Source organism: Salipiger marinus, from assembly GCF_035481585.1.
Classification (GTDB): Bacteria; Pseudomonadota; Alphaproteobacteria; order Rhodobacterales; family Rhodobacteraceae; genus Salipiger; species Salipiger marinus.
Genome location: NZ_JAYKSL010000020.1, coordinates 18,979 through 40,824 on the forward strand (window position 1 = coordinate 18,979; position 21,846 = coordinate 40,824).

General features: G+C 66.2%; 11 protein-coding genes. 4 read left to right on the forward strand and 7 right to left on the reverse strand.

The features are described 5' to 3' along the window. The first annotated feature begins 364 nt into the window (after positions 1-364). Positions 365-526, forward strand: coding sequence for a WYL domain-containing protein (locus tag VK682_RS21065; protein ID WP_324782530.1), 162 nt, complete (start codon positions 365-367; stop codon positions 524-526). Between the two features lie 299 nt (positions 527-825). After that, the gene (locus tag VK682_RS21070) at positions 826-1,857 is read left to right on the forward strand and encodes an SDR family NAD(P)-dependent oxidoreductase (protein WP_324782504.1); all 1,032 of its coding nucleotides are present in this window, start codon (positions 826-828) and stop codon (positions 1,855-1,857) included. Positions 1,858-1,891: 34 nt separating this feature from the next. On the opposite strand, the gene VK682_RS21075 is transcribed toward VK682_RS21070, so the two are convergent. From VK682_RS21075 to VK682_RS21085, 3 genes are read right to left on the reverse strand one after another with little or no spacing between them, the layout of a single operon-like run. Next, positions 1,892-3,355 (reverse strand): CgeB family protein, encoded by a 1,464-nt coding sequence (locus tag VK682_RS21075; RefSeq protein WP_324782505.1) that lies wholly within the window; start codon positions 3,353-3,355, stop codon positions 1,892-1,894. Beyond that, positions 3,342-6,707 (reverse strand): glycosyltransferase family 2 protein, encoded by a 3,366-nt coding sequence (locus VK682_RS21080; protein ID WP_324782506.1) that lies wholly within the window; start codon positions 6,705-6,707, stop codon positions 3,342-3,344. Before VK682_RS21080 ends, VK682_RS21075 begins: the two co-directional genes overlap by 14 nt. 38 nt (positions 6,708-6,745) lie before the next feature. Next, the gene (locus VK682_RS21085) at positions 6,746-7,540 is read right to left on the reverse strand and encodes a sulfotransferase family protein (protein ID WP_165616923.1); all 795 of its coding nucleotides are present in this window, start codon (positions 7,538-7,540) and stop codon (positions 6,746-6,748) included. A gap of 236 nt (positions 7,541-7,776) precedes the next feature. Here VK682_RS21085 and VK682_RS21090 point away from each other — a divergent pair, with 236 nt between their 5' ends. Continuing rightward, complete coding sequence (locus tag VK682_RS21090) at positions 7,777-8,922, forward strand: GSCFA domain-containing protein (protein WP_324782507.1); 1,146 nt, start codon at positions 7,777-7,779, stop codon at positions 8,920-8,922. Positions 8,923-8,981: 59 nt separating this feature from the next. Here the strand turns inward: VK682_RS21090 and VK682_RS21095 are convergent, their stop codons facing one another. The 4 genes from VK682_RS21095 to VK682_RS21110 all read right to left on the reverse strand — a co-directional run bounded on the left by VK682_RS21095 (position 8,982) and on the right by VK682_RS21110 (position 17,837). Next, on the reverse strand, positions 8,982-10,940 hold the full coding sequence (locus tag VK682_RS21095; protein WP_089851787.1) for a heparinase II/III domain-containing protein: 1,959 nt from the start codon (positions 10,938-10,940) through the stop codon (positions 8,982-8,984). A gap of 263 nt (positions 10,941-11,203) precedes the next feature. Next, positions 11,204-11,899, reverse strand: a complete 696-nt coding sequence (locus VK682_RS21100) for a hypothetical protein (protein ID WP_324782508.1) — start codon at positions 11,897-11,899, stop codon at positions 11,204-11,206. Positions 11,900-11,918: 19 nt separating this feature from the next. Further along, positions 11,919-12,998 (reverse strand): GSCFA domain-containing protein, encoded by a 1,080-nt coding sequence (locus VK682_RS21105; protein WP_089851783.1) that lies wholly within the window; start codon positions 12,996-12,998, stop codon positions 11,919-11,921. A 93-nt stretch (positions 12,999-13,091) separates the two neighbouring features. Beyond that, complete coding sequence (locus VK682_RS21110; protein WP_324782509.1) at positions 13,092-17,837, reverse strand: calcium-binding protein; 4,746 nt, start codon at positions 17,835-17,837, stop codon at positions 13,092-13,094. Positions 17,838-18,231: 394 nt separating this feature from the next. On the opposite strand from VK682_RS21110, the gene VK682_RS21115 reads away from it, so the two are divergent. Continuing rightward, entirely contained in the window at positions 18,232-21,843 is a 3,612-nt protein-coding gene (locus VK682_RS21115; protein ID WP_089851779.1) for a glycosyltransferase family 2 protein, read from the forward strand. Positions 21,844-21,846 lie beyond the last annotated feature (3 nt).

Consider the following 21,846-nt stretch of genomic DNA (forward strand, 5'->3'; position numbering starts at 1 on the left):
CGGATCGAGGGCGAGCGCGGCTATGGCTACTGGCTGGTCGAGGATCTGGCCCTGCCCCCGCAGATGCTGGACCGCGACGAAATGGAGGCGCTGGCTCTGGGGCTGGCTCAGGTCCGGGCCATGGGGGATAAAACCCTCGCCCTCGCCGCTGACTCCGGGCTGGCCAAGATCGCCGCCTCCCTGCCGGAAGGCCGGGCGCAGCACCTGTTTCACGCGGTGTCCCAGGTCTACAGGCCGGAACCGTGCAGCCCCTCCTCCCCCGACATGGACAGGATCCGCGCCGCCTGCTTTGGCGAGCGCGCCCTGCGGCTACCGGGACAGGCACGGCACCCTCACGACCCGCCGGATCCTGCCTCTCGCCGTCATGTATACCGAGCGCGGCCTCACGCTTCCGGCCTGGTGCTGCCTGCGCGAAGGTTTCCGCATGTTCCGGGGCGACAGGATCGCCGCCTGCCAAGAGGACGGGCAGAGCTTCCGTCCGCGCCGGGTCACCCTGCTGCGCGCCTCCGCCGCCAAGGGCGAGTGACGCGCTCCATCACCCCAGCCCGTGGTGAAAGCCGGGGACGGGATAGCCTGCGCAGCAGGAAGATTGCGCACGACAAGATGAAGCCTTTGCAGGAGTTTGCGGTCATGATCCGGGCGCCCGCTTTTTCCAGTCCATGCAAGAAGGCCGGGAGATCCCTCATGAAGAGGGCCAGTTGCCCTCTTGCAGACCTGCGGGACCATCTCAGGATCATGAGGGAAAACGCTCAAAAAGGGTCGGCTGTGCTTTGCCTTGGCGCGACACTTGACTAGGGTGCGCGACACGCAGCAGGAGAGGTCGCGATGCGGACGGTATTGGTGACGGGATCGGCCGGGTTCATTGGCTTTCATCTGTGCCGGCGCCTGCTGGCTGATGGCTATCGGGTGATCGGGCTCGATGCGATGACCGATTATTACGAGGTGTCGCTGAAAGAGGCGCGTCTGGCCATGCTGCGGCCTGATCCCAGCTTCACCGAAGTGACCGGAAGGCTGGAGGATCCGGGCCGGATGCGGGGGCTTTTCGAAACTGCCCGGCCCGAAATTGTCATTCACCTGGCGGCGCAGGCGGGCGTGCGCCATTCCATCGACAATCCGCGCTCCTATCTGGACAGCAACATCACCGGCACGTTCGAACTGCTGGAGGCGGCGCGCGCCTATCCGCCCGCGCATATGCTGCTGGCCTCCACCTCCTCGGCCTTCGGCGCCAATACGGCCATGCCCTATCGCGAGACCGACCGCGCCGATCACCAGATGTCGTTCTATGCCGCCACCAAGAAGGCGACCGAGAGCATGGCGCATTCCTATGCCCATCTTTACGATCTGCCGGTGACCATGTTCCGCTTCTTCACCGTCTACGGGCCATGGGGGCGGCCGGACATGGCGCTGTTCAAGTTCACCAAGGCGATCCTCGAAGGCCAGCCCATCGACGTCTACAATCACGGCGACATGCAGCGCGATTTCACCTATATCGACGATCTGGTGGAGGCGATCTGCCTGCTGATCCCCGCCGTGCCGCAGCGCCCGGCAGAGGGCGTGGTGCCGGAGGGCGACAGCCTGTCGCCGGTGGCGCCGTTCCGGGTGGTCAATATCGGCAATTCCGAGCCGGTGCAGCTGACCGCCTTCATCGAGGCGATCGAGGCCGCGACCGGCCTTGCAGCCCGCCGCAACCTGATGCCCATGCAGCCCGGCGACGTGCCCGCCACATGGGCCGATGCGACGCTGCTGCGGCAGCTGACGGGCTACGCGCCGCGCACCTCGGTGCGCGACGGCGTCCGCCATTTCGTGGACTGGTATCGCGATCACTACCGCCCGAACGAGGCGGCGCGCGCCCGCTGACCGGCCCGGGCGGCAGGACCGCCGCCCGCCCCCGTCAGGCCAGACGGCGCTTGGCGGCGGCGATGCGGTCGATGCGGTCGGAGAGTTCGGCGGCGCGGTGGTCGAAGGTATGGGCGGCCATGACGATGTCATGGGCGCGCGCCGCGCGGTCCAGATAGGGGGCGGGATCGTTCAGGCAGTCCTGCACGAGAGCCGCGAAGCCTTCGATCTCGCCCGCCTCGGAAATCGTGTCGCCGAACACATCAGCCAGCCCCGCCACCGGATCGGTCAGGATCGGCGTCGCGGTGCCCGAGCCGTCGAACAGCCGGTTCGACAGGAAGCCGTTGTCGCGCATCGACTCCCAATGGTCATTGAGCAGCATCAGATGGCTGCCATAGAACTCGGGCAGATCGGCATTGGCCACGGAGGTGCCGCGCAGCATGCCCTCGGGCAGCACGCCCTCCCAGCCGCCGCCGTAAAGCTCCAGCGGGATCTCCTTCTGCAGGCACCATTTCACCATGGTGCGGTATTCCTTGCGGGAATTGCCGACAAACAGGCAGGCGGCGCGCCGGGTGCGGTCGGGATCGTGGCGGAACAGGGTCGAATCCGTCGCCTGATGCAGCACGCTGACCGAAGGCAGGCCGCGGGCGCGCAGTTCTGCCGCATAGATGTCCGAGGCCACCGCCACATGGTCGTAATCGGCGAATTCCTCGTCCGGGATGCGGTCGGGATGCGAGATGATCCACATGATGTTGACCCGGCCCGGATCGGTCTTGACCCGGTGGCGCCCGCGGATGGCGATCACCACATCCTCCTGCGCCTTCTGGGCATACCAGACATCGGCGGTGTCGACGCTGGCCTGATGGCCCAGCCGTTCAAACCCCGCCGCCAGCGAATTGGCGAAATGGTAATCGCCCCACATGGGCGCTTCCTTGAGGTTGGGGCAGGAGATCTTGATGCGGATCGCCAGATCCTGCAGCGGGCGCGGGATCAGCCCCGGCGCCGGGCGCAGCGCCTCGGGGCCAAAGCGCAGCCTGCCGCCCTCCAGCAGGTAATCCGACCCGGCAATGCCCAGACTGGCCACCACGGGGGCTGCGGCGCCGGTGATCTGCGGCGGCAGCACCATCAGGAACCGCCCGCCCTCGGCGGCGCGGGCCACCGCCACCGCCACCACCCCCGCCGGGGTAAAGGCCACCACCGCCACGTCGCGGCCCGGATGGCGGTTGTTGCGGGCGCGTCCGCCCAGCAGGCCGCCGCGCACCCAGTCGACCCGGCCGGTCCAGCCGCCCACCTGCACCGCCAGCGGGCTGCCGGGCAGATCGGCGCCGTCGCGGCGGCAGTGCAGCACAAAATCCGCCTCGGGCCGGGGATCCAGCAGGATCTGCCCGGTCTGGCCCACCGGGCTTGCCTGCGGGGCGAGGCCTGCGGCCATCTCCAGTTCCGGAACCAGCCCCGGGGCGCCAGTCACAAGGATGCCGTCATGCAGCACCGGCACAAAGCCATAATCAGACGCGGGCATCGCTGGCCTCCTGTTCGGGCAGATCGTGCAGCAGGCGGTACAGCAGATGGGCCAGCCGTTCTTCGGCCAGATCCGGGTGATGCGCGATGGCCTGCACGGTGCGGCTGCGCTCCTGCAGGCGGGCAAGCCCCGCCGGATCGGCCAGAAGCTTGCGGATCTTGTCGAAGACCCATTTCGGATCGCTGTTCTGCAGCTCATAGGCGGCCTTGGCCTCGATCCACTGCCGGGCAAAGCCGGTGGCGCGGGCGCGACCGGCATCGGGCAGCACGGCGGCGGGCACGCCACGCCCCTGCAGCGCGCTCAGCAGCGACAGGCCAAAGGGATCAAGCTGGCTCACCGGGCCCAGACAGACGGTCATCGCCACCTGTCCCAGCAGATCCGGCAGGATATTGCCCGGGGCGGGGACCAGCGGCTGGGATCCGCCCCCCTCCAGCCGCTGCCAGCCCTGCCCGCGCAGCGGCGGCAGCACCAGCACCAGCCCGCGGCGGCGCGCCTCGGCCTGCAGCGCGGCGTCCAGCCCGGCGGGCGCGTCGGCGGGGGGCATCACCAGCACCACCAGATCAGCCGCGTCATGCGACCCCTCCGGCAGCAGCAGCGGCAGCGCGCCCAGATCGAAGCGGGCGTTGGGCAGATCCAGCCCCTGCAGCAGCGCGCCCTCTCCGCCCGACTGCAGCCGGTAGCAGCGGCGCGGATCAAGCCCGGGCAGCGCCCGCAGATAGCCGCCGCGCAGCCCCACCGACAGCACCGGTCTGCCCTGCACCAGCGCGCCAAGCGCATGGCCAAGCCGCAGCGGATCGCGCTGCAGCGCCATGGGAATGCTGTGCCGGGTCAGGCCTTCGGGATCCTGCGGGCGGGGGGCCTGTTCCTCGGCGGGCACGCCCAGTTCCACCAGATCCACATCCGCCACCCGCGCCGCCATCCGCGCAAGGCTCTGCGCCATGCTGCGGCTTTGCGGCCCGGGCAGATGCCCCTCGGCGCCGCCGCAGATCACCGTGACCCGGCTGCGGCCCGGCCACGGGATCGTCAGCCGCTCATGCCCGCCTTCCAGCCGGCGGCGGGTCTTTTCGTTCACCGTGTTCTGCGCGCCGGAATTCATGTGCAGATGCGTGACCTGCCCCCATGCGACGTTGCGGCGGTAGAACACGCCGATGCGGTTGACGAAGGCCGGGCGGAAGATCGCGGTATAGCGCAACGCCAGATCCCAGTCCTGCAGCCGCGGCAGCGTGCCGTCGAACCCGCCCAGCCAGTCGTAAAGCCTGCGGTGATGGACGATGGTGTTCAGGTCCATGAAGTTTTTCGAGGCAAGCCGCACGGGGCGGAAATTCGGCCGCGAGACGGTCTGCAGATGCACCTTGGCGCCGTCGATTTCGGTGTCGAGATAGGCGGCATAGGCGATGGCAAGCCCCGGTGCCGACAGCAGCTTGCGCAGCATCAGATCCAGAAACTGCGGATGCCAGATGTTGTCGCTGTCCAGATAGGCGATGTACTCGCCCCGGGCAAAGCCCAGCCCCTTGTTGCGCGCCCCAGCCCCGTTGGATTTCAGGAATTTCATGTAGCGGATGCGCGGATCGTCGAAGCGGCGCACCACCTCGGCGGTCTTGTCCTCCGACGCGTCGTCGCAGATCAGCAGCTCCCAGTTGCCATAGCTCTGGTCGAGCACGCTCTGGATCGCCTCGCCGATGGTGAAGGCGCGGTTCCAGCTGGGCATGATGATGCTGACCAGCGGCTGCCGGGTCAGCGCGGTGCTGGCGATGTCGCGGCGCAGCGCGTGCTCGTCGGCCTCGATCTCGGCGCGGGTGCTGTCGGGAATGTCGAGCCGCGCCACCCAGGCGGCATAGATGCTGCGCGCCGGGCTCAGCGCATGGGTGGGCGGCGGCAGCGGCGTGGCGGCGGGCGGCGGCGGGGCAGAAAGGCTGGTCTCGTCGCGGCCACAGCCGGGGCGGGCGGCGCCGGCCAGCCCGGCCAGCCGGTCGGTCGGATCGCCGGAGGTGTCGCCCAAGGCCCGGCTCAGCGCCGGGGCAAGCCCGCTCAGGCTGCCAAGCGCGCCACGGCCCAAGGCCAGTTCCAGCGCGAAGGCGCAGGGCAGACGGCCTTCGGCGATGACCCGGGCCAGATCCGGATGCAGCGCCCGCGCCGCGGCCTCGTCAAAAAACGGCCCCGGCGAGGCGCCGTCAGGGGCGGCGGCGGCATAGGCGCCGATCAGCGCCTCGGGCGCCAGATCGCGGGCGGCGGGATGGCTCCAGCGGAACCACAGCGGATCGAACCGGTCATCGGGATCGGCGCAGAAAGCGTCAAAGGCGGCGCGGGCGCGGGCCAGCCCCTCCTCCTCCAGCGTTTCGGGGGCCAGCCACGGGGCAAGGGCATCGCGCGGCTGCCCGCCCGTCAGCACAAACCGCGCCAGCGGCTGGTCCTCGGCATCGGTGACCAGCAGCACCTGCGCGGCCTCGGGCAGATGGCAGACCGGCTGCCCGGGACGGCCCTGCACCTGCAGCGGCACCCCGTCGGCCAGCAGGCGCACCGGATCGGTCCAGCGGCTGCCATCGGGCGCGCGCAGCCCCAGCGTCAGCCGGGGGCCGGACTGTGCCTCGATCTCCACCCGGGGCTGGTCGGGGGCCACGCGCAGGCGCAGCGGCGTGCCATCCAGCAGCGCACCGCCGGATTTGGCCCGCACCTGCAGCTCGTGCCATGCCCCGTCGCGCAGCGCCTGCGGCACCGGCAGCAGGAACCCCTGCCGGGATCCGGATCCAAAGCCCGGCACCTCGCGGTCAAGCACCACCGCCTGCGGCGGCGCGTCGTCGAACTGCACCAGCACCGTGCTGGTGCCAAGCGCCCAGCCGGTGACCGCGGCGCGGCGGGGATCAAAAAACGCCACCCCCTCGGCAGCCCCCGAAGGCGGGACCGGGGCGGCGGCGGCGGCGGCGGGATCGGCACCGGAAGACGGCTCGGACGCGGCGGCCTGCCCCGGCGGCGGCGTGTCGGGTTCGGACACCGCCATGTCGGCGCGGGCCTCGATCTTCAGCCGTCCGCCGCGCAGCACCGGCCCGTCAAGCCCCAGCCGCAGTTCCACCAGATGCGCGCGCCCGTCCCGCAGGCGCCGGGGCAGCGTGGCGTCGAACCCGCTGCGCAGCGGGCCCAGACCCGCCGCCTGCACATCCTCGCGGGCAAGGTCGGCCACGATGTTCATGGCAGGCTCGCCATCCACATGCAGGCTCAGCAGCGCGGGCGTGCCCGGATCCGCCGGATCGGCAGCCCAGCCCGCCACGCGCGCGGCGTCGAAATGATCCACATAACCGGGCCCGCGGACCCGCCCCAGAAGGCGTGCGGCACGGGAGAGCAACGTTCTGGTATTCATTCAGCGCCGACCTTCAAAAACACATGGAGGCAGCCGGATCAGCCGCCTTCCGTCTTGTAGAACCTGTCTGCCCAGAGCGACATCTGCTCTCGGGCTATCTTGCGCATGCCCCGGATCGGCCCCATGTCGACCGCCCGGTAGAGTTCGGCAAACTGTTCCGGCACCTTGCGCGCCTTCTTGGTGCGGACAAACTCCGCATGACCGTCGAGCATCGCCCGGAACGCCGGATCACGCGCCACGCCCAGAAACCCCAGCAGCGCCGCCTCGGTCAGCGCCGGATCCGCATACATCTGGTCGTAATCCAGCAGGAACAGCCGTTCGCGCAGGGCGCGGTCGCGGACCATGCCGTGCAGGATCTCGTGCTGCTCGGCCCAGCTTTCGCAGGCCGGACCAAAGCCCTTGCCCTGCGGCCAGCTGTCGCGCGGCCGGTCGGCCCGCGCCTGCCACGACAGGCCCACATCCTTGAGGTTGCGCAGGATGCAGATGTATTTGTAATCCGGGTTCGCCGCCATGAACTCTGCCAGCACCGGCATCAGATCGGGCACCTTGTCGCCGATGACCTCGGCCTCGTCCCATTTCGCGGCGATCGCGTCATAGGTGGGCTGCCAGGCCGGGCGGACCTCCGGGCGCAGGTTCGTGTCCTCCTTGCGGAAGTCGAAGAACCGCTCGCGGGTGAAGAACTCGGGAGAATAGTCATGCTCCAGCAGATAGCGGAACTTGAACCGTTCGATGCCAAGGCAAATCCGGGGATGCGCGTTGAGAAGTTCGGCCAGCGCGGTGGTGCCGCTGCGGGCCACGCCGGTCACGATCAGAAAGGACTTGCCGTCAGTCATGAATTTCCAGTGCCTAGGCCGCCGCAGGGCGGATGTCAGGTATTCGCGGATATGTGCCGCAGAGCGGCTGACGGCGCAACCTCTTTGCATGCCCCCCGGCAGGCAACCGCCGGGCGGCGGAGCGGCGCCGGATCGCGGGGTTTTGACCCTTGCGCCGTTGTGAAAAACTCCGTTTCCTGAAAAGGGTCTGCCCCGCCTGCGGGATCTCTCTTCCCGACGGAACAAGGAATGTTTTTATGATTTCTGCCAAGGACGTGCTGAAGGCTGGCCGCAACAACGCCCATGACCGCTGGAACGGGGCCGAAGGCGGCGCCGCCGAACGGATGGCCGCGCGCATGGTGGTGCCCATGGGGCGCCAGAGCTTCCGCGCGAAGCCCGGGGACACTTTCTTCGCCATCGGATCCTGCTTTGCCCGCAATGTCGAGGAACGGCTGGAACTGGCGGGCGCCCGCGTCACCAGCCGCAACATCGCGGTGCGCGATCTGGGCAATGCCTCGGCGCGCGAGGGCGGCGTGTTCAACAAATACACCCCCGTCTCGATCCTGCAGGAGCTGCAATGGGCCGCAGGAGAGGCGGACTATCCCGAGACAGCCCTGCTGCCGGTGGGCGGCGGCGAGGTCTATGACCCCTATCTGTCCGGCAAGGCCGGGCGCGGCAGCGTGGCCGAACTGATGGCGCGCCGCGCCGAGGTGGGGCGCTATTTCGCGCAGGCATTCGAGGCCGATGTGGTGGTGCTGACGCTGGGGCTGGTGGAATCGTGGATCGACCGCGAGACCGGGCTCGCGCTCAACGAGACCCCCGCCCCCACCCTGCTCGCACGCGAGGGCAAGCGGTTCGGCTTCGAGGTGCTGAGCCTTGAACGCTGCGAGGCGGCGGTGGCCGACAGCGTGGCGCTGCTGCGCCGCCATGGCAAGCGCGGCCAGAAGATCGTGCTGACCGTGTCGCCGGTGCCCCTGGGCCGGACCTTCACCGACATGGACGTGATCGTGGCCAATACCATGGCCAAATCCACCCTGCGCGTGGCCGCGCACCGGCTGTCCGACCGCATCGAGGGGCTGGATTACTTCCCCAGCTACGAGGCGGTGATGCATTCCGACCCCAATCTCTGCTGGCAGCGCGACCGGCGCCATGTCAGCGACGTGATCGTGGGCCGCATCATCGAGACCTTCCTCAACCGCTACGGCGCCACCGAGGAGGCGCCGCAGGATTTCTCCGACGCCCTGAGCGCGCTCGACAGCGATCCGACCTTCCAGAAATGGTCCGAGATGGCCGGGGACGAAACCGCGCTGATCGCCCGGCTCAATCAGGAAGTGAACAAATACAAGAACATGGTCATCAAGCTGCAGGGCGAGCTGAAAAAGGCCCGCCTCGGCGACACGTGATCTGACCCGGCTCGGGGACTGCCCGCAAAGGGGGCAGCCCCGCCCTGTGGAAGGCCGGATCAGCCTTTGGCGGGCTTTTCCGGTCTGGCAAAAATCGGGATCCGCGCGGCATAGGACGGGCCCTGCACGGTCAGATGCCCCTCGTCATAGGACAGCCCGAAGGCCGGGATCTGGCTGACATCCTGATCCGGATCGGGCAGGATCCGGACCTGATAGGCCAGCGCATTCATCCCCTGCCGGGCGGTATGGGCAAAATCCAGCGCCTTGGTTTCAACCACTTCCCATTTTGCCGGAGAATAGCCGAGGCTACGCCAGCGCATTATCTCTGAAGATGGCTGAAGGGAGTGGGTGTTCTGGACCTGATTGGGACGGATGAAAATTCCGCGTCGGTCCTGCCTACGCAGAGAGATGCCTAGCCCAGGTGCCTCATCTTCGACCTGAGATAGAGCCGGATGGACCACAAGCTGCGACACGCATGTCTGTCCCGTCTCGACTGCCTCGAACAGATCGACCACCAGCAGGTCAAAAGGCTTGAGGAAAAGCAGCAACCTGCGGACATTTGGCCGCCTTGTTCCTTCATCCGCCTCATGATCGCAGACCACATAGCTCGCCTCGTCGGAAATCTGCCAGCCGGGCAGAATGCGGGCGCGCAGCGTCTCGCGCAGGCGGCCTTCGTTCTCAAAGCGCAGAAGATTGTGAGAGCTAGCCGCAACCCCTTCTGCCGAAGCTGCAATATTACGGTCATTTGCATAGCTTCCCGCATCGACCAACAATTCCTGTCCCAGACCAAAAAGCTGGAAACTGCCATCGTCCTGATGCTTGTGGATCCGGGTATGAAATCCGCTCTTTACAAAAATACAGGTAGGGCCGTCGGGCTGGCTTGCCGCTTCGCCAAACCGCCAGTCCGTGCGGAAACAGGCATAGCCTGCCGACCTAAAAACGCGGTCCGTCTCGCAGGTCTCATCCGGATGTCGCGCAGTGTTCGCCAAAATCTGGCAGATAGCCTTAAATTCAGGATCCTTTTTTCGCCACTTGCGAAAAGCTCCATCTTTCATTTCCGCGATGACATCAAATCTTTTAGTATCTCCAAAAGCTGCTAGCTTGAGATCCGGCTGGATGAAAAACAGAAGAGATTTCATCAGATTGAGTTTTTCCTGACATAGGTTTTCCCGCAACCCCTTCCCAAGATCAGGATCTAGGCTGGACCTATTGAGCAGTTTCATAAAAAAAAAGTGATATCCGGGACTATTTTCCTTATGGACATGTTCCCGATCAACGGATTGTTGGACCTGTTTACTCAAAAACCGGTCCTGAGCGATCTGATTAAGCATCGCGGCCTGGGACAGGCCTGGAACAAGCGATGACGCCTTGGCGAGCGCAATGTCCTGCATTAGGCCATGATTGTGCCGGGGCGCGTAGAACCGCTTGTCCGCCAGAACGAACAAATGGATCAGCAGAGCTCGAATAGCCTCAAATGCCAGCCCTTCGGGCAGAGGCTCGACCATTCTGCAGCGCTGAATCAGGTACTGTGCCAGTACCCGCACGCGCACGGCAAGCACATGCTCGTCCCACCCTATGATCTGTATGCCAGCGGGGTCAAGAAAATAGCGGCAATAATCATAAACCGCCGCATCCGTTGTTCTGTACCCCTGAAGCTGCAAAGTTCTTGCGATCCAAGACAGGTCATGGAAGCGGCGATACCAGTGCCGCTCGGGAAGATACTTGTGCTGCCAATCGAGAGGAAATTCCAGTGCCTGAACTGGATGCGGTGGTAAATCCACCGTTACACTACCACGCCCCTCTGGGCTTCCTGGTGCAATTTCAGGCAGGCAGGTAAGCCCAAAAATTTCCTGCAGAAAACGTCCTGGATCCTCTGTCGGATGTTCCAGGAAGCCTTTCAGATCGTGCCAAGAGGCCTGTTCCTTAAAAAGAGGTACCAATAATTTCTCAAGATCCGACTCCGGTGCTTTCAACCCCTCAAACAAAGAAAGAGCGTTTTTCATATTCTTGCTGAGCATTCCTGATCTCCATCAAAGCGCCTCAAGCATCAGAACTGATCAAAGATTCATGTCAACGTATGCCTCAGATCAGTTGCGAAAACTGTTATGACCCCGAAGCGTATCCAGCAGAAAATAGAGCCCGCGCGCAACAAAATCTGGCCTCTGAACGCATTTGAAGGAAAGTTTAGTACCGGGCAGCATATCTGGAGGGTGTTTGCCGGCATGAAAACCCGGGGCATGGGGCCCCGGGGGATGGTCGCGTCATGCAGGGCAGCCGACCCCTAGCCGAGTCCCATGGCGGCGCGGGCGCTCAGGAGCAGGTCCGCGCCGAACTCTTCGTTCATATGGCTGCGGTCGCCGCTGTCATGCAGCAGCCCGGCGCCGCGCAGACCGCGCGAGCCACGGCTGTAGTTCCGCCGGGTCAGGACATCGCGATAGCGGGTGTGATCGGGCTGGCGCAGCCCCCGCACGTCCAGTTCGGACCAATGCGCCTGCGTCTCTTCCAGCACACGGTCATAGGACAGCACCTGCGTGACGACATGCTCGTTATGCGTGGTGATGTCGCTGGCGCGCAGCGGCGTGTGGGCGACATGGACCGGGATGTCCGACACCTGACGCAGCAGGCCCGCCAGTTTCCACGCCACGCTGCTGCGGACCAGATTGCGCAGCACCGCCTGCTGCACCGCGTGCGACAGGCGGGTGCTGACCGGGGGCAGGTTGTAATTGAGCCCGATGGTCAGCACCGCGTCATGCCGCGCAGGGTCGATGCGGTCCGCCCCGCCGGAGGTGGTCTGCAGGCTGGTGCGCAGCAGTTCGGTCTGCGGCACCAGACAGCCCTCCGCCACCGCAAAATCGTTCATGTTGCGGCCGATCGCGGCGTAGAAGGTGATGTCCAGCCCCCGGCCAAGGTCAGGGCGCGCGTTGAGCGCGTGCAGCAGGCAGGCCGTATGGCTATTGCCAAGGATGGCTAGGCGCATCGATGTCCTCGGGTGATGATTATGACTTGCCGCCGACGGGTCCGAAGGCGGCCAGCATCTCTTCCTCGCAGACGAGATCGGCAGAGGATTTGGCGGGCTGTGCGGCGCGGGCGGGGCGCGGCGTGGCGGGCTGGGCCGGATCGGCCTGACGGGCGCGGCTCAGCCCCTCGAAAAAGGTCCGCATCACAAAATCGACGCCATTGTGGTTCACGTTGCGGCGGTTGGCCTCGAAGAACACTCCCTGAAAGGGCGGGGAGTTGATGATCTCATACGAGGGGAAGTAGTCGCAGCGCGGCACGCTGCCCGCCACCTCGCCCGCCACAGCGCGCAGGCGCGATTTCGACTCCATCGTCGCCACCAGCACATGGTTGCCGGAATTGGTCGCGGTCAGCGGCACCGGCGACACGGTCAGCAGAAACCGCAGGCCGCGGCGCAGATGGCGCATCAGCCCGATGGCGCGGCGCAGGCTGGCGCTGATCTGGGCATAGCCCTGATTGATAAAGACGTCGGAGGGACGGCCGAAGCTGTCGTCGATGGCGGCGGGGCAGATCGGGTATTCATACCCCGTCTCCTCGTTCCACCAGCTTTCGGTCAGGCCCAGCGTGAACACGAAGGTGTCCGCCGTGGTGATAGCGCGGCGGAAGGCCTCGACGCAGAGCAGGCGGGACTCGATCACCTCCTCGCGGCTGGCAAAGCCGTTGGGTTCGATGCGCGGACGGAACGGATCGTAAAACCGCCCGTCTTTCTCCCAGACTTCGTCGGGCACGGGCTTTTCGCCCACCGCCCATTCGGTCCACTGCAGCAGCAGCGAGGTGGTGTAGATATTGCCGGTGCGGGCGGAAAAGATGCCGTAGTTGAACCGCTTGGCATCGTCCTCCGACAGGCCCATCGGCGCCGGTTCGGCATCGAACCACGAAAAGTTGCGGGCCACGAGGGCCCGGCTGAAATGCTGCGCGAAGCAGGATCCGAAGGTGACGATCATCGACTTGCCGTCGATCTTGAAGGCAGGCCGCCACAGATCGTTGATGTCGAACATGTTGCGCTTGGCGATGGCGGGGGACCAGAAGGCGCGTTCTTCAAGGGAACTGTAAGGGTTCATGGCACCAGCTCACTCTGACAAGACGAACAACATCGTTCAGTTTGTGCTAGCCCATCTGCCCCTGCAGTTCAAGAACGCGCCCCCTGACGCGGATCAGACGAGGATGAAATCATCCGCCCCCAGATCGGGACGGCCTTCCAGAACGGCAAACAGCACCGGCGCCGCATCGCCAGTCCCGTCCACATCGACCCAGAGCCGCCCGGTGCCGCGATCATACAGGATCACGTCCTCCGCATCCTGTGCGGCGGCTCCCAGCACGAAGGCATCCGCCGAAAGCGCGCCGCGCGGCAGGCCGCCCAGATTGCTGCCGAGCAGCATGATGCGGTCCTCGCCCGGGGTGAAATCGGTGATCCGGTCGACATTGCCCGGCCCCGGCGCCGTGAGGAAGCGGAACGTGTCCGCGCCCCCCTGCCCCGACAGCGTGTCATTGCCGCCCATCCCGTCGATCAGGTTGTTGAAATTGTTGCCAATGATCACGTTGTTCATGTCATTGCCGAAGCCGTTGATCCCGACCGAGGTCAGCAGGTGCAGGTTTTCCACCTGATCGGGCAGGGCGAAGCTGAACAGCGCCTTGACGGTGTCCGTGCCCTCGCCGGCAAGCTCGATGATCGTGTCGCCGACGGCGCGGACAAAATAGGTGTCATCGCCCAGACCGCCGACCAGACGGTCGGCCCGCGGCCCGCCATCGATGATGTTGTCGCCGTCATTGCCGATGATGACGTTTTCCAGCCCGTTGCCGATGCCGCGGGTGTTGCCGGTGCCGGTCAGGGTCAGGTTTTCGATATGGTCGCGCCCCATCAGGAAATCGACCGAGGAAATCACGTGATCGACCCCGTCCCAGCGGCGGCTTTCCGCGACCCGGTCGCCGAGATTGTCGATGATATAGGTGTCCGACCCGGGCCCGCCATTCATGATGTCGGCCCCGGCGCCGCCATCGATGGTGTCATCGCCGCCGGTGGCGAGGATGGTGTCATTCCCCGAGCCGCCATTGAGGTAATCCGAGGCGCGTCCGCCCCAGAGGATGTCGTTCAGCACGTCGCCGGTGATGTTCGTGCCGACCCGGTCGGTGGATTTGACCGTGTGGGAAATGCCCCCCGTCAGCTCGACCTCGCGCGCGCCGTCGATGGACACGGTCCGGCCCCGGCCCAGCGGCAGCACGTTGAGCAGCAGCTTGTTGCCGGTATCCCCCACCGCAAGCGTCAGGCGCTGCGTGTCGCTCTGCGCCGCAAGCTGGGCGCTGATGCTGAAATTGCCGAACCGCACCCCCGAGACGTCAAAGACCTCGACCCCCGAGAAGCTGCCCGCCGCAAAGAGATCCCCGGTCAGCGACTGCGTCGCGATGGCCACGGTGTCGAGCCCGGCCCCGGCGATGATCTTCAGCGCCGGATCGGCGAGATGGAAGGCGGTGATGTTGAAGAGATCGTGCCGGTTGGTGCCCAGCCCGAACATCTCGTTGGCGCGCAGCGAAAAGGTCTGGCCGGCCAGCACGTCGTTTTCCAGCCGGAAATTCGCCGCGACAAAATCCTCCACACGGGTGTTCATGAACCGGGTCAGGCCGGTGGTGCCATACCACAGCAGGGTGTCACTGCCCTCCTGCTCGAAGACCAGCTCGGAGAAGGCGCGATAGCCCGTGCCGATCAGCACCATGACATCGCCGCCCGCCCCGGTTTCGAAATCGGTGATCGTGTCGGTGAAATCGTTGAACTGGCGCAGGAACTGGTCGCGCCCGCCGCCGCCCGTCAGGATGTCGCCGTTTTCGCCGCCATCAAGCGTGTCATTGCCCGAGCCGCCATAAAGCCGGTCATTGCCCAGCCCGGTGGAGAGGTAGCCGCCATCCTCATGGGCATGGATGATGTCGTTGCGCTCGCCGGTGATGGCATCGCGGAAGGTGACGTCATTGGCCTCGATCGTCCAGTAGGGGTGCAGCGGGAAGCTGCCGCCCTGCACCGCATCGAACTGCGGGGTGGAGCCTGCGGGATAATCCTGCCGCATCACGTCGACCACCACGGTGTTGTCCGCATCGGGGCTGCCGTGGAAGTTGATGTCGCGGTTGGAGAACAGCAGGTGGATGTTGTTGTAATGCTCGGCGCTGTAGCTGGTGAACAGCACGGCATGGCGGGCATCGGTGCTGGAAAGATTGGTGAAATCGTTCGAAAACGCCTCGTAGAGCATGAAGTGATAGCCGTTGCCGCCCGCCTTGTTATGGGCGCCGACGCCGGTCAGGCTGTCGCCGGTCACGTCATAGATGCGCTGGAAGCGGAAGGCGTGGCTGGCCGGTTCGATGATGCTGATGTTCTGCAGGTGGCTGTCGCGCACCCCGTCCATTTCCAGCGTCGAGCGGCCTTCCCATGCGTCCAGCGTCACCTCGAAATTGAACGGATCCGAGTTGCCCCAGATGCCTTCGATGGTGAAATGGCTGAGATTGACGTTGCTGAGGAAGGTGGATTCCGCCAGCAGCGCCACCCCCGCTTCGAAGGCATAGGGGCTGGGTTCGGCCAGCGTGGCCACGTTGTTTTCGATGGAGACGATGCGGCTGCGGAATTCGCGCAGGTAATAATCCTCGCCGTCGCGCACCTGATCCTCGGGATTGACCGGCGGCTCCCAGCCGGTATTGCCGGTTTCCGCCAGCCATTCCGCGTCATTGGGCTGGGTCACGTAAAGCAGGTCGCCCACCGCGAATTCATGGCTGTCGGGCAGGGTGACGGTGCGGGATCCCAGCGCGATATCCTCGGGGATCACGCCCAGACGGATCTGCATGTCGGTCGGTTCGACCTTCAGCGTGGGGCCGGGCGATTCCGGCGACACGTCGGAGCGGAAGATGGTCTGCCCCTCTCCGGCGCCGACAAGGCTGATGTCCGAGCGCGAGATGCGCAGCGTTTCGGTGATGGAATAGACGCCCGCCGCCAGATTGATCGTGGCCCCCGGAGGCGCCCCGTCCAGCAGCTGCTGCAGATCGGCCATGGCGATGCTAGGATCCACGTTGAAAACCAGCGGGTTTTCCCCGGCAAACAGGAAATCGCCATCATCCAGATCACTGGCCTGGGTGTTCAGAAACACCAGCGACAGCCCGTCCGCCGTGACGCGGACATTGTCGCCCTGATTGGTGAAGGTCAGGTCGGCCCGGCTGGTCAGATCGGAAAAGCCGGTCAGGTCGACCCGTTCCACCACATTGTCCCGCTCGTAATCGGCCAGCGTGGTGGTGCCCGCTGCGCGCCCGATCACGAAGGCATCGCTGCCCTGACCGCCGGTCAGCATGTCATTGCCGCCCGAACTGACCATCGTGTCATTGCCGTCATCGCCGGAGAGCCGGTCATTGCCGCTGCCGCCGGAGATCAGGTCATTGCTTTCCCCGCCGGTGATCACGTCATCGCCGCCGCCGCCGGACAGCGTGTCCTCGCGTTCGTTGCCCTCGATCGTGTCGCCAAGCGCGCCGCCCTGAATGAGGCTGGGATCATTGCCGGCGCGGACATGGCCCGCGATGCTGTCGGAGATGGTGACCTTCTGGCCGGGCACGTCGCGCAGGGTGACGGTGCCGGTGCCTTCGACCACGACCTGATCGGCGCTGGCAAAGCGTTCGGTGTCGAGCAGCAGCGGGCTGGCGCCGTGGCGGACCAGCAGGAAGCCGGTTTCGGAGCCTTCGAGCGCGCGCGGCCCCAGCGACAGGCCCGAAACGCCGGTGGCGCCGGTCAGGTCGATCACCTCCACCGAGGTCATGCCGGCCAGACGGCTGGAGGCGATGTTGCGGTCCTCGCCCCAGATGCGCAGCGTGTCGATCCCCGCGCCGCCGTCGAAGATGTCGACCCCGTCGAGCTTGGCAAAGGTGCCGCTGAGTTCGAAGATGTCATTGCCCCGGCCGCCGGTGAAGCGGTCGGCGGCTTCGGTGAAGCTGAAATCGGCGGGCGCGCTCAGCGCCTCGGCCATGGTGGCCACGTCATCCCCGGCAAAGACGAAACTTGCCGCCGAAACCGCAGCGCGGCTGATGCCGGTCAGGGTGATGGTGCTGCCATCGGACAGGGAGACCAGCAGGTCGGGGCCGGTCTGCGCCAGCCCCAGATCGGCAAAGCTCAGCCCGGCAAAGGCCCGCAGGTCGATGCGCTCATAGGGGTTGGTCGCCTCGAAATCGGTGACGGTCAACTGCTCGCCCGGGCTCAGCACATAGGTGTCGGCCCCGGCCCCGCCGGTGGCGCGGGTGCTGCCCACGCCGCCGCTGATCAGGTCATGGCCCGCGCCGCCGTCCATCTGGTCATTGTCGGCGCCGCCCGACAGCCGGTCCTGCCCGGCCCCGCCCGACAGCGTGTCATTGCCGCGCCCGCCCGACAGCACGTCATCGCCATCATTGCCGCGCAGCTGGTCGCGGCCATTGCCGCCCTCCAGCAGGTCGCGCCCGGTACCGCCCGAAACGCTGCCATTGACGCCATTGGCCACCACGACCCGCTGCAGGCCTGCATTGAACAGATCGACCTGCCCGGTGCCGTTCAGCAGCATGGTGCCCGCATCCGGGCTGGTGACGCTGCGCAGATCCAGCATCACCGATCCGGATCCGAAGCTCAGCCGCACCGTCGCGTCCTGCGCCTGGGCCAGGACGGCATCGTCGAGCGACATCACCACGCTGGGGGCGGCGCGCAGGTCGAATTCCTCGATCCCCGAGAGACCGGCAAGATTGAGAGAGCTCACCGACAGCGCAAGGCTGCGGTCGAAGCGCAGCGTATCGAACCCGGCCCCGCCGATGATCGTGTCATCCGCCGCAAGGTTGGTATTGGAGGGCGGCACGACGATCAGGTCGTCATCAGCGGTGCCTTCGACCAGATCGGCCACGGTGGTCAGGGAAAAAGTTGCCATATCTCTCTCGATCTTACTTTTTAAGCATGCCCGCCAAGGCATAACGGCACGAGTGCGGCGCTCCATCGGCACCGGGAGTGTTGCCAGGATGGGTTAATTCTTCGTGGTGATATACTCAAAATCGACGGGAACGAGTCCGTTCAAATCTATATTTTCGAAATGTCACATTCCGGACAAGCTTTTTTGCAGGCCGGTCGGGAGGTCGGCATCGGGTCTTGTGCCCGGTTCCGGCGGGGCTCCGCCCGTCGGACCGGAGCCCTCTGGCGAAGCCCCGCGCATCGTGCCACCAAAACCACAGACACCAGAGGCGGGCAGGCTGATCCGAGGCTCCGCCGCGCTTGAAACCACGAGGAAACTGTGCTGCTTGAAGGCGTAGTATTGAGGAACCAGATTTATGAGCCAGGCCTTGCCCACCACCTTTCTTGACCGGATTGCCACCTATCCCGAACCGGTCCGGCACAGTCTGCAGTCAAACCTGACTGCCCCGGTGATCCGGGACTACATGCTGATCCTGCACGGGCAGAGCGACGTGGAGGAGACAAAGGTCGAAGGGCTTCTGGCCACCGGCATGGTGATCGATGCCTTTCTCAGCCGGCTCCTGCGGTCCAAACGGTTCTGGACGCGGCTCGGGCGGCTGCCCCAGCAGTTCCAGAACGGCATCCCTCCGGAAAACCGCACGCTGGTGCTGGATTTCATCGATCCGCTGGCCGATCCAGACCGCCCCTTCCTCTACAAGCTGCGCGAGATGCAGTCCGAGACGGAGATGCTCTCCGAGGATCAGGCGCAGGATCTGGCCCTGCTGATGACCCTGCTCGACACCCATACCCGTCTGAGCGGCCTTCCCGCCGATCCGCAGCGCATTCTGGAGGCGGAGCTGCTGCTGGCGGCCTCGGGCGAGACGGCGCCGCTGCTGCCCTGCCTGATGGGCGCGCTGGATGCCCCCACCAGCTTTCGCGGCGCGGCCCCCCTGCCCGCCGGGCTGCCTCTGGCCGCAGGCATCGCCTTTCTGCAGGCGGAACTGGCCGAAAAGGGCGTGGGCGCGCTGGATCCGCTGGATCAGCGCAGTCTGGCGCTGATCGGGCGCGACCGGCAGAACGCCATGGGCGAGATCATGCTCTATCCGCCGCAGCCCCTGCGGGTGGTGCTGTCGGGCACGCCCGCCGCCGCCGCGCAGGAGTTCTGGGAGGACATGGCCGAACGCGGGCTGGTGACCGCCCGCCCCGAAACCCGCGAGACGGCCGAGCCCGAGACGCCCGCCCCCGCAGAGACGGTGCTGACCCTGCCCGCCGATCTGCCGGTCTCGCCGCTGCTGCTGGGCTATCTGCGCTGTGCGGCGCCTGCGGGCAGCCCTGTGGCGCTTGAATTGACGCTGTCGCGCAGCACCGACACCTCCTCCTGGGCCTCCCGAATCGAAGGTTATACCGATGTGGCGATGACCGATGTGGCAGGGCAGGTCCGGCGCGGCCCGCAGAAGGCGCCCGCGCAGCCCGACAGTCTGGAACTGGCACGGATTTCCCAGCAGGTGCTGCCACAGCAGGCCGTGGCCAGCGCCGGGGTCCGGCCCGAAGACGCCTTTGCCATCCTGCTGCGGCTCGATCCCACCGCAGAGGTGGAGCCCTATCTGAACACCGATCACTGCCTGATCGTCGAGGGACGCGCGGCGCTGCTGGAACGCTTCGCCGAGGCAGGCCCCGCCCTGCTGCAGAAGCCGGTGGTCTGCATCGGGCGCCGCACCCCGCTGCAGGAGGATTACCTGATCGCCTCGGTGCAGAATTACTGGGGCCGGGGCGGGCGCTATCCGGTGACCCCGGTGGCGCTGAGCTACAATGGCGAAAGCTCGACCTTTTCCATCGATCCCAAGCCGGGCGAGGGGCTGACGCTGATGGCGCTGGCCGATCTGGTGACCCTGCCGCTGGCTCTGGCGCTGAAGCTCGACCAGCCCGGCGCGCCGCACGCCATCGCCGGTCTGCTGCTCTGGCCCGAGGGGCTGATCGTGCGGGGCGGCGCGGGCACGGCGCTGGCCCCCGACCTGCTGGTGGGGCTGGAACGCAGCGTCAATACCATGCCCCTGACCGAGACCGATCACGAGGCGGCCTTCCTGACCGGGCAGATCGACGAGCGGTTCTTCGCCCGCCGCTCCACCATCGCCGACTGGCCGGTGGCGCCGCTGATCGGCGCCATCGTGCAGCGCAGCCGCAATCTGGAAACGCAGCTGGCCAAGTTCGCCGCCGCGCCTTCGCCCCGGCAGGCCGGGCTGGTGATGGCCGCTCTGGAACGGGCGGGCGACACCCCGCATCTGACCACCGCCATCGACGCCTTTGCCCGCAGCGCCTCCGGCCAGCCGCAGCTGCTGCTGCGCATGGAAGAGGGCAGCCTGCGCGCCTTTCTGGGTCTGGCCCGGCAGGTCGCCTCCTGCGACGAGATCGCGGCACGGCTGGCGGTCTGCGCGGGCGACATCGCCCGGGCCAGCCACCATCACATCGTGCCGCTGTTCGAACTGCTGGCCAGCTGCCTGCCGCTGCCCGTGGTGCATGCCGCCCTTGCCTTTGCCGCCGCCGACACCGAACAGACCAAGCGCGCGCAGTACCGGTTCGGCGAATGCATCCGCCGCTACGGCTCGGTCGAGCTGATGACCCAGCATCTGGCGCATCTGGCCCGGACCGGATCCGACCTGCTGCAGGATGTGGGATTCCTGCGGTTCTTCCAGAAGCTGCTCTATTCCGACGTGCTGCCCACGGTCCGCGCGCTGGTGGGCGAGCCGGTGCTGCAGGCCATCGCCGGGACGCTGGATTTCAAGGACAGCTTCAAGAACGCGCTGGTGGAGGGCGACCGCGACCGGCTGCTGGCGATGATCCGCGACCCCGACCGCACCCGCAACGTGGAGTTCATCCCGTGGATGGATTCGCTGCGCAGCCATTCCAACGAACTGCATGACATGGCGCTGCCGATCACCGGCGCCGCCCTGCCGCAGCTGTCGGGCGTCTATGGCAACAAGCTGATGGGGGCGCTGTTTTCCGACCGCGCCGTGCTCGAGGAGCTGCGCGAGGCGCGGCTGCTGGAGGATGACACCGATCTGGACGTGATCTGCAAGAACGTGCTGGGCGATAACGGGCCGCTGAACGCCATGCTGGCCCGGCGCTTCGAGGGCAGCGGCACGGCGCCGCTGCGCATCGAGGGCCGCAGTGCGGCAGAGGTCTTTGCCCATGCCGCCACCGCCTGCGCGGGCAGCGCGCAGCACCGGGACGGGCCCAAGGTCAGCGTCATCATCTCGGCCTATAATGCCGACATCCCGCTGCTGAAGCTGTCGCTGGCCTCGGTGCTGGAGCAGTCGCATGGCAATATCGAGGTGTTTGTGGTCGACGACGCCTCCGAGCCGGAGAACAGCGCCGAGATCCGCGCCGCCGTGGAGGGCGACCCCCGCGTCAGCTATCTGCGGATGCCGGTCAATTCCGGGCCCTATATGGGGCGCAACCGCGCCATCGCCGCCGCCTCCGGCGCGTTCGTGGCGATTCAGGATGCCGATGACTGGTCGCATCCCGACCGCTTCGCCACCCAGATCGCGGCCTTTGCGCAAAGCCCCGTCACGCAGATGGTCACCACCCCGCATATCCGCATCGACCGCCATGGCCGCATCCAGATGGAGGCGGAATTCACCATTCTGGGCGACGGGCCGATGACCTCGATGTTCCGGCGCGAGGCGTTCGACGCGGTGGGGCTTTTTGCGCAGGTGCGCTCGCGCGGGGATGTGGAGATGCGCGAACGGCTGCGCGCATATTACGGCAACCACGCCCTGACCGAACTGGCTCTGCCGATGATGCTGTGTTTTGCGGATTCCGCCACCCTGTCGCAGAAGACCAAGAGCGAGAAGATGGAATATCTGCAGCTGTTCCGTACCAATATCAGCGGGCGGCGCAGCCTGCGCAACCTGCGCCGCGACGGGCAGGCGCTTGCCCCCGAACATGCCATCGCGGTGCCGCTTGCCCTGCGCCCGACCCAAGGGGTTTGAAGA

What these genes read in the sequence shown, in the direction of transcription:
- VK682_RS21090 (WP_324782507.1), top strand. Translation starts at nt 7,777, where the DNA reads ATGATTTCTGCCAAGGACGTGCTGAAGGCTGGCCGCAACAACGCCCAT.
- VK682_RS21105 (WP_089851783.1), bottom strand. Translation starts at nt 12,998, where the DNA reads ATGAACCCTTACAGTTCCCTTGAAGAACGCGCCTTCTGGTCCCCCGCC.
- VK682_RS21070 (WP_324782504.1), top strand. Translation starts at nt 826, where the DNA reads ATGCGGACGGTATTGGTGACGGGATCGGCCGGGTTCATTGGCTTTCAT.
- VK682_RS21110 (WP_324782509.1), bottom strand. Translation starts at nt 17,837, where the DNA reads ATGGCAACTTTTTCCCTGACCACCGTGGCCGATCTGGTCGAAGGCACC.
- VK682_RS21075 (WP_324782505.1), bottom strand. Translation starts at nt 3,355, where the DNA reads ATGCCCGCGTCTGATTATGGCTTTGTGCCGGTGCTGCATGACGGCATC.
- VK682_RS21095 (WP_089851787.1), bottom strand. Translation starts at nt 10,940, where the DNA reads ATGCTCAGCAAGAATATGAAAAACGCTCTTTCTTTGTTTGAGGGGTTG.
- VK682_RS21085 (WP_165616923.1), bottom strand. Translation starts at nt 7,540, where the DNA reads ATGACTGACGGCAAGTCCTTTCTGATCGTGACCGGCGTGGCCCGCAGC.
- VK682_RS21080 (WP_324782506.1), bottom strand. Translation starts at nt 6,707, where the DNA reads ATGAATACCAGAACGTTGCTCTCCCGTGCCGCACGCCTTCTGGGGCGG.
- VK682_RS21100 (WP_324782508.1), bottom strand. Translation starts at nt 11,899, where the DNA reads ATGCGCCTAGCCATCCTTGGCAATAGCCATACGGCCTGCCTGCTGCAC.
- VK682_RS21115 (WP_089851779.1), top strand. Translation starts at nt 18,232, where the DNA reads ATGAGCCAGGCCTTGCCCACCACCTTTCTTGACCGGATTGCCACCTAT.
- VK682_RS21065 (WP_324782530.1), top strand. Translation starts at nt 365, where the DNA reads ATGTATACCGAGCGCGGCCTCACGCTTCCGGCCTGGTGCTGCCTGCGC.